Origin of the sequence: Kitasatospora sp. NPDC101447 (genome assembly GCF_044767225.1) — a bacterium.
GTDB lineage: Bacteria > Actinomycetota > Actinomycetes > Streptomycetales > Streptomycetaceae > Kitasatospora.
Map to the genome: position 1 here is coordinate 1 of NZ_JBIWNL010000006.1, position 14,714 is coordinate 14,714.

Annotated in this window: 14 protein-coding genes; 8 read left to right on the top strand and 6 right to left on the bottom strand. The window is 73.8% G+C overall.

Features of this window, described 5'->3' with window-relative positions; all coding sequences use genetic code 11:
* The first annotated feature begins 138 nt into the window (after positions 1–138).
* Positions 139–690 carry a DUF1990 domain-containing protein gene (locus ACIRST_RS10915; protein ID WP_350526206.1) on the top strand — a complete coding sequence of 184 codons (552 nt, stop codon included), beginning with the start codon at positions 139–141 and terminating at the stop codon, positions 688–690.
* Positions 691–798: 108 nt separating this feature from the next.
* Here ACIRST_RS10915 and ACIRST_RS10920 read toward each other — a convergent pair whose 3' ends face one another.
* Together ACIRST_RS10920 and ACIRST_RS10925 are read right to left on the bottom strand one after the other, a co-directional pair.
* On the bottom strand, positions 799–1,251 hold the full coding sequence (locus ACIRST_RS10920; protein WP_402801668.1) for a YjbQ family protein: 453 nt from the start codon (positions 1,249–1,251) through the stop codon (positions 799–801).
* A gap of 331 nt (positions 1,252–1,582) precedes the next feature.
* Positions 1,583–1,849 (bottom strand): hypothetical protein, encoded by a 267-nt coding sequence (locus tag ACIRST_RS10925; RefSeq protein WP_350526204.1) that lies wholly within the window; start codon positions 1,847–1,849, stop codon positions 1,583–1,585.
* 959 nt (positions 1,850–2,808) lie between these two features.
* On the opposite strand from ACIRST_RS10925, the gene ACIRST_RS10930 reads away from it, so the two are divergent.
* Positions 2,809–5,013 carry a CDP-glycerol glycerophosphotransferase family protein gene (locus tag ACIRST_RS10930; protein ID WP_402801671.1) on the top strand — a complete coding sequence of 735 codons (2,205 nt, stop codon included), beginning with the start codon at positions 2,809–2,811 and terminating at the stop codon, positions 5,011–5,013.
* A gap of 120 nt (positions 5,014–5,133) precedes the next feature.
* Here the strand turns inward: ACIRST_RS10930 and ACIRST_RS10935 are convergent, their stop codons facing one another.
* Positions 5,134–5,346 (bottom strand): EF-hand domain-containing protein, encoded by a 213-nt coding sequence (locus ACIRST_RS10935; RefSeq protein ID WP_224282188.1) that lies wholly within the window; start codon positions 5,344–5,346, stop codon positions 5,134–5,136.
* A gap of 175 nt (positions 5,347–5,521) precedes the next feature.
* Here ACIRST_RS10935 and ACIRST_RS10940 point away from each other — a divergent pair, with 175 nt between their 5' ends.
* The gene (locus ACIRST_RS10940) at positions 5,522–6,190 is read left to right on the top strand and encodes a lysophospholipid acyltransferase family protein (protein ID WP_350518962.1); all 669 of its coding nucleotides are present in this window, start codon (positions 5,522–5,524) and stop codon (positions 6,188–6,190) included.
* 95 nt (positions 6,191–6,285) lie between these two features.
* Here ACIRST_RS10940 and ACIRST_RS10945 read toward each other — a convergent pair whose 3' ends face one another.
* Complete coding sequence (locus ACIRST_RS10945) at positions 6,286–8,205, bottom strand: ABC transporter ATP-binding protein (protein ID WP_402801676.1); 1,920 nt, start codon at positions 8,203–8,205, stop codon at positions 6,286–6,288.
* Between the two features lie 192 nt (positions 8,206–8,397).
* Complete coding sequence (locus tag ACIRST_RS10950) at positions 8,398–9,171, bottom strand: SDR family oxidoreductase (RefSeq protein ID WP_350518964.1); 774 nt, start codon at positions 9,169–9,171, stop codon at positions 8,398–8,400.
* A 154-nt stretch (positions 9,172–9,325) separates the two neighbouring features.
* Between ACIRST_RS10950 and ACIRST_RS10955 the strand changes: the two genes are divergently transcribed.
* From ACIRST_RS10955 to ACIRST_RS10970, 4 genes are all read left to right on the top strand, one after another.
* Positions 9,326–9,532, top strand: a complete 207-nt coding sequence (locus tag ACIRST_RS10955; RefSeq protein ID WP_350518965.1) for a hypothetical protein — start codon at positions 9,326–9,328, stop codon at positions 9,530–9,532.
* Between the two features lie 78 nt (positions 9,533–9,610).
* Positions 9,611–10,420, top strand: a complete 810-nt coding sequence (locus ACIRST_RS10960; protein ID WP_402801680.1) for a hypothetical protein — start codon at positions 9,611–9,613, stop codon at positions 10,418–10,420.
* Entirely contained in the window at positions 10,417–11,355 is a 939-nt protein-coding gene (locus ACIRST_RS10965) for a DUF6895 family protein (protein WP_402801682.1), read from the top strand. The genes ACIRST_RS10960 and ACIRST_RS10965 overlap by 4 nt, the downstream gene beginning before the upstream one ends.
* Positions 11,352–12,401, top strand: a complete 1,050-nt coding sequence (locus tag ACIRST_RS10970; protein ID WP_402801685.1) for a serine hydrolase domain-containing protein — start codon at positions 11,352–11,354, stop codon at positions 12,399–12,401. Before ACIRST_RS10965 ends, ACIRST_RS10970 begins: the two co-directional genes overlap by 4 nt.
* Positions 12,402–12,438: 37 nt before the next feature.
* Here the strand turns inward: ACIRST_RS10970 and ACIRST_RS10975 are convergent, their stop codons facing one another.
* Positions 12,439–13,101, bottom strand: a complete 663-nt coding sequence (locus ACIRST_RS10975; RefSeq protein WP_402801688.1) for a LysE family translocator — start codon at positions 13,099–13,101, stop codon at positions 12,439–12,441.
* A gap of 193 nt (positions 13,102–13,294) precedes the next feature.
* Here ACIRST_RS10975 and ACIRST_RS10980 point away from each other — a divergent pair, with 193 nt between their 5' ends.
* A complete protein-coding gene (locus tag ACIRST_RS10980; protein ID WP_402801690.1) occupies positions 13,295–14,629 on the top strand; it encodes a PLP-dependent aminotransferase family protein in 1,335 nt (444 codons plus the stop codon).
* Positions 14,630–14,714: the final 85 nt, after the last annotated feature.

Here is a 14,714-nt window from a genome sequence, read left to right on the forward strand (position 1 = left end):
GAACGTTCGCTGAAATCTGTTCGCTGAACTCTGTCACCTGTTCGCCGTCCGCCGTCCACCGCAACCCCTTCGCCGACGCCCTCCGCAGCCGTCGGCCCGCCGACCGGGCGTTCCCGGCCGGCGGTTACCGTGTCCGACATGGCCACCGATCTCCGCCGACGCCTGCTCGCCGCCCACGCCACCGCCCCGTCGTACGCCGAGGTGGGAGCCACCCGGGGCGGGCGCCTGCCGGCCGGGTACGCGCACCTGCGGCGCCGCGTGCACCTCGGGCACGGGGCGGAGGTGCTGCAGCGGGCCGGGCGCTACGTGCTCGACTGGGGCACCCAGTTGGGCACCGGCTTCGCGGTCCACCCCGGCGGCCCGGCCCGGCCCGGGGCGACGGTCCTGCTGCGGCTGAGTCTGCCCGGGCGCCGGTGGCCGCGGCTGGTGATCCCCTGCCGGGTGGTGTGGACGGTGGACGAGCCGGACCGCGTCGGGTTCGCGTACGGCACGCTCCCCGGGCACCCGGAGTGCGGCGAGGAGGCGTTCCTGGTGTCGATGGACGCCGACGGCGAGGTGTGGTTCGAGGTCACCGCGTTCTCCCGGCTCTCCGCCTGGTACGCACGCCTGGGCCGCCCGGTCGCGCTGCTCTGCCAGCACCTGGCGATCGAGCGCTACCTCACGGTCGTGGCCGCACACGTCAGCCGCTAGCCGGGAAGCCACCGGAAATCGACTCACCCGGCCACAGGCCCCAGGCCCGGCACGGCCCCGCACGGCCTCGCCTCGCCCCGGCCGGGCACGGGCCGGGACGGGCCGCCGTCAGCCCAGGAAGGACAGCCGGACGGTCCGGCGCGGATTGTCCCCGTTGGTGTCGATGAGCACCACCGACTGCCAGACGCCGAGCGCCAGTTGGCCGCCGAGCACCGGCAGGGTGGCGTGCGGGGCCACCAGTCCGGGCACCACGTGGTCCCGGCCATGCCCCGGGCTGCCGTGCCGGTGGCGCCAGCGGTCGTCGGCCGGGAGGAGCTCGCGCAGGGTGGCGAGGAAGTCGTCGTCGCTGCCGGAGCCGGTCTCCAGGACGGCGATGCCCGCGGTGGCGTGCGGCACGAAGACGTTGAGCAGGCCGTCGCGCCCGGCAGCCCGCTCGTCGAGGAACGCGGCGCAGCGGTCGGTGATGTCGAGGGCGACCTCGCGGCTGCCGGTGGTGATCTCGAAGGTGGTGGTCCGGAACCAGCCGGTCGGGGTGGAGTTGTTGTCGTGGTTGTCCGCCATGGCGCCATCCTGGCCCAGCTCAGGTGGCCGGGCGTACTGCCTCGCCGACTCGGCTTGCCAGGGAGGCAAACTCGCATAGGGTGAAAGGTTCAGACCACCTCGCGGCACGCCGGACCCCGCCACGGCCCAACGCCGAGGACCCACCACGCATCCGCCCACGCCCCTGCGCGGACCCGCCGGGACCCTGCCCCCGTGGCACACCCGTGCCCGCCACGCGCAATCCCCCCGGACATGCCGAAGACCCGATGGACCGGAGGTCCACCGGGCCTGTTCCCGCCCAGGACGGTACGACGACCGGCCGACGCCCGACGCGGCGACCGGCGACGGACCCCTAGCCGCGCCCGCCGAAGAGGCTGCGACGCAGCCGACGCAGCGGCGTCAGCAGCGAGATCCTGGTGTGGCGACGACGGGTCGTCGGGGCCTCGGCGCCGCGCGGCGTCAGCTCCCTTATCAGCCCGAGCGCCTCGGCGGTGTCCACCGCCGGGAGTGCGGGCGCGCCGAGCACGGCCAGGTGTCGCTCGATCCGGCGGCCGGTCGTGCCGACGCCGCACTGGATCGCCGGCACACGGGGCCGAGTCCGCACTTGCATGTGTTCCATCAGTTTTCCCACCCCTACGAGGCGCCAGGGCCGTGAGGCGAAGACTATCCGTGACGGACGGCCTTCGCGCAACCGTCCTTGGCGTTGTGCCACCGTATCGTGCGGCGTCAACTGACGATGCACCAGGGGCCACCTGGCCGGTCACGACTAGGCATCAATGATGGTGCACGACCCGCCGTTCGTCAGCAGGGCAAAGAGGTGCGGCCCCGCGCCCGTGTGCGCGGCACGCGCCCGGCGCACCGGGGCGCTTTGGTGACGTCCGACACAGCCGCGGTCGAGGCGCCCGCGCACACCCCCCGGGGGCCCGCAATGTGGACCCCCCATATAGGGGACAGCAGTCAGGTCGACAAAGTGATCTTCAGGACGCTGCCCGCCACCGAGCGTGACGCCCCGGCGCCACCCGCGATCACCGATCGCCACCCGTGGCGCTCCGCTGTCCACGACCTGCCGTACGCGTGATGTCATGAAGTGGCCGACTTCATGAAGTGAACACATTCGAGGGATTGACTCCCGCCGAACCTCCAAGCAATATCTGTTGCACACGTCGGTGCCCGCACCGCACCCAGGCGTGTGTTCGAGTGATGAAGAACTCCGGCTCCCGCGAGCCACTGCCCGGCCGCCTCGACGCTGCGGTGGCCAGGCTCGCGCGGTGCCCGGACCGGCGGCCGGCCGTAGAGGGTCGGCCGGGCCGCCACCTGACTGCCGGTGCCGCCCCGCGAGGGGCCCGGCACCGGCGGTCCCGGGTCCCACCCCACGGATCGTCGACAAATCCCCCGGACCCGCCCAGGCCCCAGCCCTGGCCCTCCCACCCCGCTGCCGCCGCCCTGCCGCCCCGCCGCCTGCCGCCGCCACCCCCACCAACGGGCCCGGCCCCCGGTGAGGCCGCCGGACCCCGGGGCGAGCCCCCGTACCGGACGTCCACGCAGGTCGCGCCCGGTGGATCGGTAGACTCGGCCAGCGTGTCCCTCCTCCTCAGCATCGTGCTCCCGGTCCACGGCGTGGAGCGGTACCTGCCGCGCTGCCTCGACTCGATCCTCGGCGACACCCCCGCCCTGGAATCCCGCTTCGAGGTCATCGCGGTCGACGACCTCTCCCCCGACGGCTCCGGCGCGATCCTGGACGCCTACGCGGCCCGCGACCACCGGCTGCGGGTGCTGCACCTCACCGAGAACCAGGGCCTCGGCGGTGCCCGCACCGCCGCCCTGCCGCAGGCCCGCGGCGAGTACGTCTGGTTCCTCGACAGCGACGACTGGGTGCCCGAGCGGACCGTCAGCGTGATCCTCGACGAGCTGGCGCAGGAGCGCCGCCGGGAGACCCCCGCCGACGTGCTGATCACCGACTTCACCCACGTCTACCCGGACGGCGGGACGGAGTCCAACCCCTGGCGCCACGTGCTGACCGGCTCCCCGCTGGTCGAGGGCTGCACCCTGGCCGAGCACCCGGCGCTGTTCCAGACCGTGATGTCGGTCTGGAACAAGGTGTTCCGCCGCGCGTTCCTGGACGGCCTCGGCGTCTCCTTCGGCCGCGGCTACTACGAGGACATCTCGGTCACCTACCCGGCGCTGCTCGCCGCCGAGCGGCTGCGCTACGTCGACCGCCCCTGCTACAACTACCGGCGCGGCCGGGACGGCGCGATCACCGCCACCGCCTCCCCCAAGCACGCCGACGTCTTCGCCCAGTACGACGCGATCTTCGCTTTCCTGGACCGCCCGGACCGCCCCGGCCGGCCCGTCCCGGAGTCGCTGCGCACCCTGGTCTTCGACCGCACCGTCCGCCAGGCGCTGAACGTCTACGACACCCCCGGGCTGGTCCCCGCCGGCCTGCGCAAGGAGTTCTTCCAGCGGATCGCCCGGCACTTCGACCGCCACCGCCCGGCCGGCTACCACTACCCCGGCGGGGTGCGCGGCGTGCAGTACCGGCTGGCCGCGCGCGGCGCCCGGATCGCCTACGCCGAGCTGCGCCGCACCGGCCGGCTGCCGCGCGAACTCAAGCGCGGGGCACGGGCGGTGGCGCCCGCGGTGAAGAAGGGGGTGCGCAGCGGCGCCCGGTTCACGGCGTACAACGCCTTCCGCCGGCTGCCGCTGGACGAGCACCTGGCGGTCTACGCCGCGTACTGGCACCGGGGTTACGCGTGCAGTCCGGCGGCGATCTACGAGAAGGCGAAGGAACTCGCACCGCGGATCCGGGGCGTGTGGGTGGTGGAGAACCGCCGGCAGGCCGCCACGCTGCCGCCCGGGGTGCCGTACGTGATCGTCAACACCCCCGCGTACCTCAAGACGATGGCGACCGCCAAGTACTTCGTCAACAACGTCAACTTCCCGCGCACGATGGTCAAGCGGCCGGGCTCGGTGCACGTGCAGACCCAGCACGGCACCCCGCTCAAGGCCATGGGCATGGACCTGCGCGACCGCCCGGCGGCGGCGGAGGGGATGGACTTCGACCTGCTCCAGGAGGCCGTCGACCGCTGGGACTTCCTGGTCTCCCCCAACCCGCACACCAGCGAGCACTTCGCCCGCGCCTTCCCCGGCCGGTACGAGATGCTGGACACCGGCTACCCGCGCAACGACCGGCTGGCCGGCGCCGCCCCGGACGAGGTGCGCGCGATGCGCGAGCGCCTGGGGCTGCGCCCGAGCACCCGGGCGGTGCTGTACGCGCCGACCCACCGCGGCGGCAAGGGCGGCTACGTGCCGCTGCTCGACGTGGCCGAGCTGGCCCGCCGACTGGGCCCGGACTTCACGCTGCTGGTGCGCACGCACTACTTCCACACCGGCGGGCCGGGCGACCTGACGGCCGACGGGCAGGCGGCGGAGATCGTGGACGTCTCGTCGCACCCGACCGTCGAGGACCTCTACCTCGCGGCGGACGTACTGGTGACGGACTACTCGTCGATGATGTTCGACTACGCGGTGCTGGACCGGCCGGTGGTGATCTTCGCCCCGGACTGGGCGGACTACCAGCGGGAGCGCGGCGTCTACTTCGACCTGTTCGCGGAGCCGCCGGGCGCGGTCACGGAGACCGCGGACGAGCTGGCGCGGGCGCTGCTGGCGGGCGATCCGGCGCCGGGGGCACGGGCGCGGTTCCGCGCGAAGTTCTGCGTCTGGGACGACGGCGGGGCGGCGGAGCGGGTGGTGCGCCGGGTGTTCCCGGTGAACGGCGGGCGGTAGCCGGGCGGTCGGCGGGCGGCGGGGCCCGCAGCGGGAGGCGGTGGAGCCGCGGAACGGGTCCGGGCCGACGAACGGGGCCGGGCGCCGCCGGTACGGCGCCCGGCCCCGTTCGGTGCGGGCTCAGCGCTGGCGGGCGGCCAGGAACTCCTCGAAGGTCAGGACGCCGTCGTGGTTGGTGTCCATGCTGTGGATCAGGGCCTCGGCCATCGAGAGGGTGACGTCGTGGTCGCCCATCTCGTTCGCGGCCAGCGCGTACTCGGCCGCCGTGATCTTGCCGTCGCCGTCCTTGTCGAAGCGGTCGAAAAAGGCCTTGATCGCCTCGGTGGTCTCCATCGTGCCCTCCTGGGTACTGCGGGGTGTTGCTCTGTTCGGACGGCCGTACCCTACCCGCCCGTGGTGCGCACCACGGGCGGCGGGAGTGGACGGGCGCGGGGGTGGGTGTCGTAGTCTGCGGATCTGATCGTGGCCCGGGCACCTCCCGGGCGGTAGTTCGTCCAGGGAGGGAATCGTGCTCGACCTCGTCACCAAGCTGGTGCTGAAACCGGCTTCGCGGGGAATCTGGCGGCCGGTCATCGAGGGGGTCGAGAACGTCCCGCGCAAGGGCGGGGTGATCCTGGCCAGCAACCACCTGTCGTTCATCGACAGCGTGGTGATCCCGCTGACCTCCCCGCGCCGGGTCCACTTCCTCGCCAAGGCCGAGTACTTCACCGGCGCCGGGCTCAAGGGCAGGCTCTCCAAGGGCTTCTTCGAGGCGATCGGCGCGGTGCCGGTCGAGCGCGGCACCTACCGTTCCGCTCAGGCCTCGCTGGAGTCGGCGCTGGAGATCCTGGAGGACGGCAAGGCCTTCGGCATCTACCCCGAGGGCACCCGCTCCCTGGACGGCCGCCTCTACCGGGGGAAGACGGGCGTCGCCTGGCTCGCGCTCACCGCGGGCGTCCCGGTGGTGCCGGTGGCGCTGGAGGGGCCGGAGCAGATCCTGCCGGTGGGCAAGCGGGTGCCGCGGCTGAAGAAGGTGACGGTCCGCTTCGGCGAGCCGCTGCACTTCGACGAGCTGCACGGGCAGGCCCGCTCGTTGAAGGCGCGTCGGCAGGTGACCGACGAGGTGATGGCGGCGATCCAGCGGCTCTCCGGCCAGGAGGTCGCGGAGAACTACAACGAGGTCCCGAAGGCGGCCTAGCCGACGGCGACTCGACGGGCGCCACTCCCGACGGACCGGTCCGGCCGGCGGGTTCAGGCCCGTGGGTTCAGGCCGGCGGGTTCAGCCCGACGGGATCAGGCCCGACGGAGGGCGGCCTCCGTGAGCAGCGCCTTGCCCGCCGGCGGCACCTCCCCCGACAGGACGTCCTCCACCGGACCGGACTCCACAAGACCGACCCCCTCCGGCCGGGCGGCCGCCTCCGGCGCTTCCCGGCGCAGCAGGGCCGCGTACCGGCCGTCCAGCTCCACCAGCTCCTCGTGGGTGCCGAGTTCCACCACCACCCCGTGGTCCAGGACGGCGATCTGGTCGGCGGCGCGGACGGTGGAGAGCCGGTGCGCGATGGTGATGGTGGTGCGGCCGGCCGCGAGGGTGTCCACGGCCTGCTGGACGGCGCGCTCCGTGCGGTTGTCGAGCGCGCTGGTGGCCTCGTCGAGGATGAGCACCGGCGGGTTGCGCAGGATCGTCCGGGCGAGTGCGAGGCGCTGCTTCTCGCCGCCGGAGAAGCGGTAGCCGCGCTCGCCGACCAGGGTGTCGTAGCCGTCCGGCAGGGCGGCGATGGTGTCGTGGACCTGTGCGGCCCGGGCGGCCTCGACCAGTTCGGCGTCGGTGGCGCCGGGCTTGGCGAAGCGCAGGTTGTCGGCGACCGAGGCGTGGAAGAGGTACGTCTCCTGGGAGACCACGCCGACCGCGCGGGCCAGGGTGTCGAAGGAGAGCTCGCGGACGTCGACGCCGTCCAGGGTGACCCGGCCGCCGGTGACGTCGTACAGCCGCGGGACGAGGTAGCTGAGGGTGGTCTTGCCCGAGCCGGTCTCGCCGACCACGGCCAGCGAGCTCCCGGCGGGGACCGTGAGGTCGAGGCCGGCGAGGGTCGGGCGCTCCTGCGCGGGGTCGTAGCGGAAGTCGACGCCCTCGAAGCGGACCTCGCCGCGGGGGGCGGCGAGCGTGACCGGGTCGGCCGGTTCGGCGATCTCCACCGGAAGGTCGAGGTACTCGAAGATGCGCTGGAAGAGCGCGAGCGAGGTCTGGACGTCCACGCCGGTGGACAGCAGGCTCACGGTGGGGCGGAAGAGGCCCTGCTGGAGGGTGACGAAGGCGACCAGGGTGCCGACGGAGACGATCGGCGCGCCGGCGGCGGAGGTCAGCCCGGCGGCCCAGTAGATCAGTGCGGGCATGGCGGCCATCACGATCTGGATGGTGTTCATCCGCCAGCGCCCGGCCATGCTGGCCCGGACCTCCAGGTCGGCGAGCTGGTCGGACTGCTGGGTGAACTCGCGGGCGAGCGAGTCGGAGCGGCCCATCGTGCGGCCGAGCAGGATGCCGCTGACCGAGAGCGACTCCTGGACGGCCGAGCTCATCGCGGCCAGCTGCTTCTGCCGCTCGGTGGTGATCTTCTTCCGCTCCTGGCCGACCCGGCGGCTGATCCAGACGAACAGCGGGAGCAGGAGGAGGGAGACGACGGTGAGCCGCCAGTCGAGGGCGACCATGGCCACGACGGAGGCGACCACCGCGGTGAGGTTGGAGACCAGGCTGGTCGCGGTGGACGTCACCGTGGACTGCATGCCGCCGATGTCGTTGGCGATCCGGGACTGCACCTCGCCCGTGCGGGTGCGGGTGAAGAAGGCCAGCGACTGCCGCTGCAGGTGCCCGTAGACGGCGGTGCGCAGGTCGTGCATGACGCGCTGGCCGACGGTGGTGGAGATCAGCGTCTGCAGGACGTTGAAGATGCTGTTCACCACGGCGGTGAGGATCATCCCGAGCGCGAGCAGGCTGAGCAGGCCGGTGCGGCCCTGCGGGATGGCGGTGTCCAGGACGGCCCGCAGCAGGAACGGCGAGACGACCGAGACCACCGCGGAGGCGGCGACCAGCAGCCCGACGGTGGCGAGACGGCCGCGGTAGGGGCGGAAGAGGGCGAGGATGCGCCGCCACGGGGCCGGCGGGCGGGAATCGCCCTCGGCGCGCGCGGGCGGGGTCCAGTCGATGGCGGCTTGCCTCAAGGGCGGGCCTCCCTGGGTCGGTCGGACCGGCGCCGGGACGAGCGCCCGGACGGGCGGTCGGACGCGCGGTGTGACGGGTGGACGGGATGGATATAGCGAGGATAGCTCATAGTTAGACAAGCTAATAGTGAGATTCGCTCTATTCCCGTCGGGCCCGCGCCGCACGCCGACCGACCGCCCGGGGCGCCGGCGTCAGTCGGTGCGGTACGTGCGCGCCGCCTTCGAGGAGAGGCCGCCCAGTCCGCCGGGCGGCAGCAACCGGGCGATCGCCACCGCGACCTTGTACCGCTTGCCCGGCACGGACAACGACCGGCCGCGGGCCAGGTCGCGCATCGCCTCGTCCACCACCCGCTCGGCAGAGAGCCAGGACCAGGACGGGATGTTGCCGGTGCCCATGCCCGCGCGCTCGTGGAACTCCGTCCGAGTGAAGCCCGGGCACAACGCCATCATCCGCACGCCCGTACCGCCCAGGTCACGCAGCACGCCCTGGGTGAAGCTGACCACCCACGCCTTGCTCGCCCCGTAGGTGCCGCGCGGCAGGAAGGCCGCCACCGAGGCGACGTTGACGATCGCACCGCGGCGGCGCTCGCGCATCCCGGGCAGTGCGGCCGTGGTCAGCCGCAGGATCGCCTCGATGTGCACCTTCACCATGTCCAGCTCGTCCTGCAGCGGGACGGCCCCGAAGGCGCCCTTGTTGCCGAAGCCGGCGTTGTTGACCAGGAGGTCCACCGGGCGGGCGGGGTCGGCGAGGCGGGCCTCGACGGCGCCGATGCCCTCGTCGGTCGCGAGGTCGGCGGTCAGCACCTCCGTCTCGACGCCGTACTTCCCGTGCAGGTCGGCGGCGGCGCGCTGCAGGCGCTCGGCGTCCCTCGCCACCAGGACGAGCTGGTAGCCGCTGCGGGCGAGCCGGCGGGCGAACGCGGCTCCGATGCCGGCGGTCGCGCCGGTGATCAAGGCTGTGGTCATGCCCCGACCGTACCGACTCGCCGCAGTCGAGCCCACACCGAGTGCAACGTCCCAGCTCACAGGACTGCGGATGCAGGTGCCCGATCGTGCACGTAGTGTCGGACAGGGGCACCGCCCGACCGGACGGTGAAAGCCAGACGAGGAGGCACATCTGATGCTTACTCAGTTCCGGACCGAAACCGCCTCGGCGTCACGCACCGCGACGTCGACCGAGGCCGACACCCTAGCCAGCCTGATGGTGGAGGACGAGGCCGTCGTGTCCGACGCGCCCACGTACCTGCCCGAGGCCGCTGGTGGCCTGCTGTTGCTCGGCCTGCTCCTGCTGTCCCCGAAGGGACCCAAGGAGAAGCCGACCCGGTAGCCACGCTCCGTCCGCAGGGCCCCGTCCCCACGGGGCCCCGCGCCCACGCCCGACCTCCTGAAGGAGGACCTCACCACCATGCCATTCGCCGAGACCCCTCTCCGTGACGAGTACGCCGCGGCGGTCGAGCGGGTGGCGGGCCGTACCCTCGACGCCCTCCGGGGCGGCGGGGGTACGGCCGCGCTCGCGGACCCGGACACCGTCGTCCCCCGCCCGCTGCTGGCCGCGGTCCGCGTGCTCGGCGCGGACCTCTTCGCCCCGCAGCTGCTCACCGGAGCCGAGCCCGACGGACCCACCGCCGCGCTGCTCGCCGAGGCCCGACGGGCCTTCCCAGCGCCGGTACCGGCCTCCCCCGAGGCCGCGCAGGCCATCGCGTGGCAGGACTGGGCCGCCGGCCGGGTGCTCGCCCGCACGCCGTACGCGGACACCGCGCCGGGTTCCGTGCCGGACTCCGCGTCGGATCACGTGCCGGATCGCGTGCCGGGTCATGCCCCGGGTTCCGCGTCGGATCGCGGGCCGGGTCCTGCTCCGGACCACGTGCCCGCCCCGCTGCCCGGACCGGCTGAGCTGGGCTGGCAGGCCTGGTCCGTCCGGATGGCACAACTGTCCGTGCTCGCCCTGCCCGGGCTGGACGGCCCGGTCCACGACGCCGCCCACACGGACCACCTGGCACTCGCCCGCGGCGCCGTCCGCGCCATGCTCCGGCGCGACTTCACCACCGCCGTCCGGCTCGCCCGCTGGCTCGCCTGGGCCGGCGCCGAGGACCGGCCACCGCACCTGGAGGTCGAGCCGATCCTGGACCGGATCCGCCTCGTCGGCATCGGCGCCGTCCGCACCCGGCTCGAACTCGCCATCGCCGAGCGCCTGTCGGAGGGGAACCCGCGATGACCACCGACACCGAGGTGCTCGCCACCGCCCAGCAGCTCGGCACCCGTGCGCTGTCCTGGCTGCACACCTGCTACCAGGGCGGCTGGGGCAGGCTCGCCGACAACACCATCATCGACCTCGCCGAACCGAACGACGTCTACAAGCCGCTCTGCGAGGCCGCGATGGCCTCCTCCCTGGTGCTGCGCGACGGCGTCGCCGGACCGCAGGACGCCCGCGCCGCGCGCGACATGCTCGACGGCGCCTGGGCGCAACTGCGCGAGGGCGACATGCTCTACGAGCGGCAGCTGCGGCACGTCACGGTCACCGACCCGCTGGAGACGTACGCCCACTTCGCCCGGGTCGGCTACCGGCACGCCGCACTGGAGGAGCTGCTCGAATCGATCAGCCGGCTGCGGGCCGTCCACGCGGTCGAGATCCAGGGCAGCCGACAGCTCGCGGTGGCGAACGCGCGGCGGGTCATCGGGCTCAGCCACCGGCCGGACTGGGCCGAACTCGCCGCCCGCACCTGGCTCGGCGCGCTCCCCGAACCGTGGACCATCGCCTGGTCGATCGCCTACCAGGTCACCCACACCGTCTTCCACCTCACCGACTGGGGCGCGCGGCCCGAGGACCTGCCCGAACCGATGCGCGACTACCTGCGCGCGTGGCTGCCGGTCTGGCTCGACATCTGGATGGAGATCGGCCAGTGGGACCTCGTCGGCGAGCTGCTGATCGTCGATGCGTGCATCGGCCGTCCCATGCTGGGGAGTTCCGGCTGGGAGGCCCTGGCCGCGGTGCAGCGGGCGGACGGCCTGGTCCCACGGGACACCGAACCGGTCGAAGAGGACCCCGAGTCGGCGATCCGGGCACACGAACACACCGCCGTGGTGGCGGTCGTCGCCGCGACGGTCCTGCTCTCCCGGGCGCTCGGCGGCGCCGGTGCGGCCGCCGGGTGAACGAGCTCGACACGGCCGTCCGGGCAGCGGTCCGGGCGGCCGCGCCGTACGCCACCGCCGTCACGGTGGCCGTGGCACGCGAGGATCAGGACCAGGTGCGCTGCCACGGGCACCTCGGGCACGAGCGGTCGGCCCCGTGCACGCCGGACACCGTCTTCGAACTCGGCTCGGTCAGCAAGACGTTCACCGCACTGCTGCTCGCCGAGCTGGCCGCCCACGGCGAACTCGCCCTGGACGACCCGGTGGAGCGCCTCCTGCCGCCCGACTGGCGCCCGGTGACGGTCCGTTCGCCCGAACCGATGCGGCTGCTGCACCTGGCCACCCACACCTCCGGGCTGCCCCGGCTGCCGCCCGGGCTGCTCGCGGGAGCCGTCCCGAACTGGTCCGGCAACCCGTACGCCGCGTTCGGCGAGGAGAAGTTGCGCGCCGCACTGCCGCGAACCACCGTACGGAGAAGGCCCGGTAGCCGGTACCGGTACTCCAACTACGGCGTCGGACTCCTCGGCCGGGTGCTCGCCGAGACGGGCGGACTGCCGTACGGGGACCTGCTCTCCGAACGCGTCTGCCGGCCCCTGGGCCTCACCGCCACCGGCTGCTCCCCGGACGCGCCGGACCGGGCCGTCGGATACCGGCGCGGCCGGGCGACACCGCCGTGGAGCATCCCCGGACTGCCCGGGGCCGGCGCCGTCCGGTCGAGCGGAGCCGACCTGCTGCGCTACCTCCGGGCACACCTCGACGGACCGCAACCCGGTGACGGGGGAAGCGCGTTGAAGGAGGCCCTGGGCGAGGTCCAGCGGGCCCGGCTGCGGCGGCCGCACTCCTCCGACGAGCTGTGCCTGGTGTGGAACCGCCGCCGCTCGGGCGGGCGCGAGCTGTACTTCCACACCGGCGCGACCCGGGGCTTCACGGCCTTCGTGGGCTTCTCCCGGGAGGCGGCGTGCGCGGTCGCGGTGCTGGCCAACACCGGGCCGACCCTGGACGGCCGGTTCGTGCAGGCCGCGTACGAGGTGCTGCGGACGGCGGCCGGCTGCCGGGCGGGGCGCTGACGGACCGCCGGACCTGGGCGGCGATCCGAGGACGTGGCTAGACCGCCACCGCCTTGGCGCGGTCGGCGGCGATGCGCACGGCGAGACCGGCCAGGACGGTGCCCATCACGTAGCGCTGGACCCGCAGCCAGGCCGGACGGCGGTTGAGGAAGGTGGCGATGCTGCCCGCGCTCATCGCGATCAGGCCGTTGACGGTGATCGCGATCGCGATCTGGGTCAGGCCCAGCAGCAGGCTCTGCAGGGCGACGTGACCCCGCTCCGGCGCCACGAACTGGGGCAGCAGCGAGATGTACATGATGGCGATCTTGGGATTGAGCAGGCAGGTCAGGAAGCCCATCGTGAAGAGGCGGCGCGGCGGGTCCGGCGGCAGCTGCTGCGGGGCGAAGACCGCCGTACCACCGGGCTTGACCGCCTTCCAGGCCAGCCAGAGCAGGTAGCCGGCGCCGGCCAGCTTGATCGCGGTGTAGAGGGCGGGCACCACCGAGAACACCGCGGCCACCCCCACCGTCACCGCGACGAGGTACACCAGGAAGCCGGTGCCGACCCCCAGCAGCGAGATCAGCCCGGCGCGACGGCCCTGGGCTATCGAGCGTGAGACCAGGTAGATCATGTTGGGCCCGGGCGACAGCACCATGCCCAGCGCCACTGCGGCGATCCCGAGCACGGCGTGGCCGTCCACGGCGGTAGTCAACGCGTCCATGGAGGGAGGCTAGGACGGGTGACCGGCTCGATGCAATGATGGCTTTGCGCTCGGTGCAATGTGCCCCGAGGACGGTGCGGCCCACGGGCACGGCTCACGCGTACGGCTCAGGGGCGCGGCCCGGGGGGCGCGGCGCTCGGGTGGGGCCCGGGGGCACGGCGCACCGGTACGGCACACGGAGGGCCCGCCACCGATGGACGACTACCGCCTGATCGCCGACCGGGTCGCCACCGACATCGCCGACGGGCGGCTGCGGCCGGGACAGCAGCTGCCCACCCAGCGTGCGTTCGCCCGCAGCCGGGGCATCGCCGCCTCGACGGCCGGGCGGGTCTACCGGGAACTGGCCCGGCGCGGGCTGACCGTCGGGGAGGTCGGGCGCGGGACCTTCGTCCGGGCCGGACGGGGGGCGGACGGCGCACGGATCGCTCTCGCCGAACCCGCCGCCGGGCCCCTGGACCTGGAACTCAACTACCCCGTCGTGCCCGGACAGGCCGAGCTGCTGGCGGGCGGACTGGCGCCACTGCTCCGCACGGACGCGCTCGGGGACGCCCTGCGGCCGATCGGCGCGGCCGGAACGGGCGCGGCCCGGCGGGCCCTCGCCGGCCTGCTCTCGACCGGCTCCTGGGAGGTCGACGCCGCGGACCTGCTGTTCGCGGGCAACGGGCGGCAGGCCATCGCGGGGGCGCTCTCCGCGCTGGTGCCGCCCGGGCAGCGACTGGGGGTGGAGGCGCTCACGTATCCGGTGGTCAAGGCGGTGGCCGAGCGGCTGGGCATCCGGCTGGTGCCGCTGGCCATGGACGAGGACGGGCTGGTGCCGGACGCCGTCGCAGCCGCCCACCGGGCCGCGCCGCTGCGCGCCGTGTACCTGCAGCCCCGGCTGCAGAACCCGCTCGGCACGAGCATGCCGCACGAGCGGGCGGCGGGGCTCGTGGAAGAGCTGCGGCGGCTCGGCCTGCCGGTGGTCGAGGACGCCGTCTGGTCGTTCCTGCGGCCCGACCTGACGCCGTTGGCCGCGCTGGCGCCGGAGCGCACCGTGCTGGTGGACAGCCTCTCCAAGCGGCTGGCCCCCGGGCTGACCAGCGGGTTCGCGGCCGTCCCGGCTGCGCTGCGCGAACGGGTGGCGGGCGCGCTGCGCTCGGGTGGGTGGACGCCGAGCGGGTTCGCACTGGAGGCGGCGGTGCGCTGGATCGGGGACGGCTCACTGGCCGCGGTCGAGGCGGCGAAGCGAGCCGACGCGGCGGCCCGGCAGCTGCTGGCGCGCGAGGCGCTGACGGGGCAGCGCCTGCGGGCCGACCCCTGCTCGTACTACCTGTGGTGGGAGTTGCCGGGGGCCTGGCGGGCGGAGGCCTTCGTTGCGGCGGCGGCACGCGCCGGGATCTCGGTCACGCCCGCGACGGCGTTCGCCGTGGATCCGCGGCGCTCGCCGTCCGCCGTCAGGGTCGCGCTCGCCTCGCCGCCGCTGCCGGTCCTGGCACGGGCACTGGAGACGCTGGCGCGGATCGCGACGGAGGGGGAGGGCGGACGGTGACGACGTGACGGGTTGACGGGCGACAGGCGACAGCGAACGACGAACAGCTGACAGATTTCATCATCTGTCAGCTGTCGCCTGTCAT

Coding starts and splice junctions, on each gene's coding strand:
- ACIRST_RS10915 (WP_350526206.1), top strand. CDS start 139: ATGGCCACCGATCTCCGCCGACGCCTGCTCGCCGCCCACGCCACCGCC.
- ACIRST_RS10920 (WP_402801668.1), bottom strand. CDS start 1,251: ATGGCGGACAACCACGACAACAACTCCACCCCGACCGGCTGGTTCCGG.
- ACIRST_RS10925 (WP_350526204.1), bottom strand. CDS start 1,849: ATGGAACACATGCAAGTGCGGACTCGGCCCCGTGTGCCGGCGATCCAG.
- ACIRST_RS10935 (WP_224282188.1), bottom strand. CDS start 5,346: ATGGAGACCACCGAGGCGATCAAGGCCTTTTTCGACCGCTTCGACAAG.
- ACIRST_RS10950 (WP_350518964.1), bottom strand. CDS start 9,171: ATGACCACAGCCTTGATCACCGGCGCGACCGCCGGCATCGGAGCCGCG.
- ACIRST_RS10955 (WP_350518965.1), top strand. CDS start 9,326: ATGCTTACTCAGTTCCGGACCGAAACCGCCTCGGCGTCACGCACCGCG.
- ACIRST_RS10960 (WP_402801680.1), top strand. CDS start 9,611: ATGCCATTCGCCGAGACCCCTCTCCGTGACGAGTACGCCGCGGCGGTC.
- ACIRST_RS10965 (WP_402801682.1), top strand. CDS start 10,417: ATGACCACCGACACCGAGGTGCTCGCCACCGCCCAGCAGCTCGGCACC.
- ACIRST_RS10975 (WP_402801688.1), bottom strand. CDS start 13,101: ATGGACGCGTTGACTACCGCCGTGGACGGCCACGCCGTGCTCGGGATC.
- ACIRST_RS10980 (WP_402801690.1), top strand. CDS start 13,295: ATGGACGACTACCGCCTGATCGCCGACCGGGTCGCCACCGACATCGCC.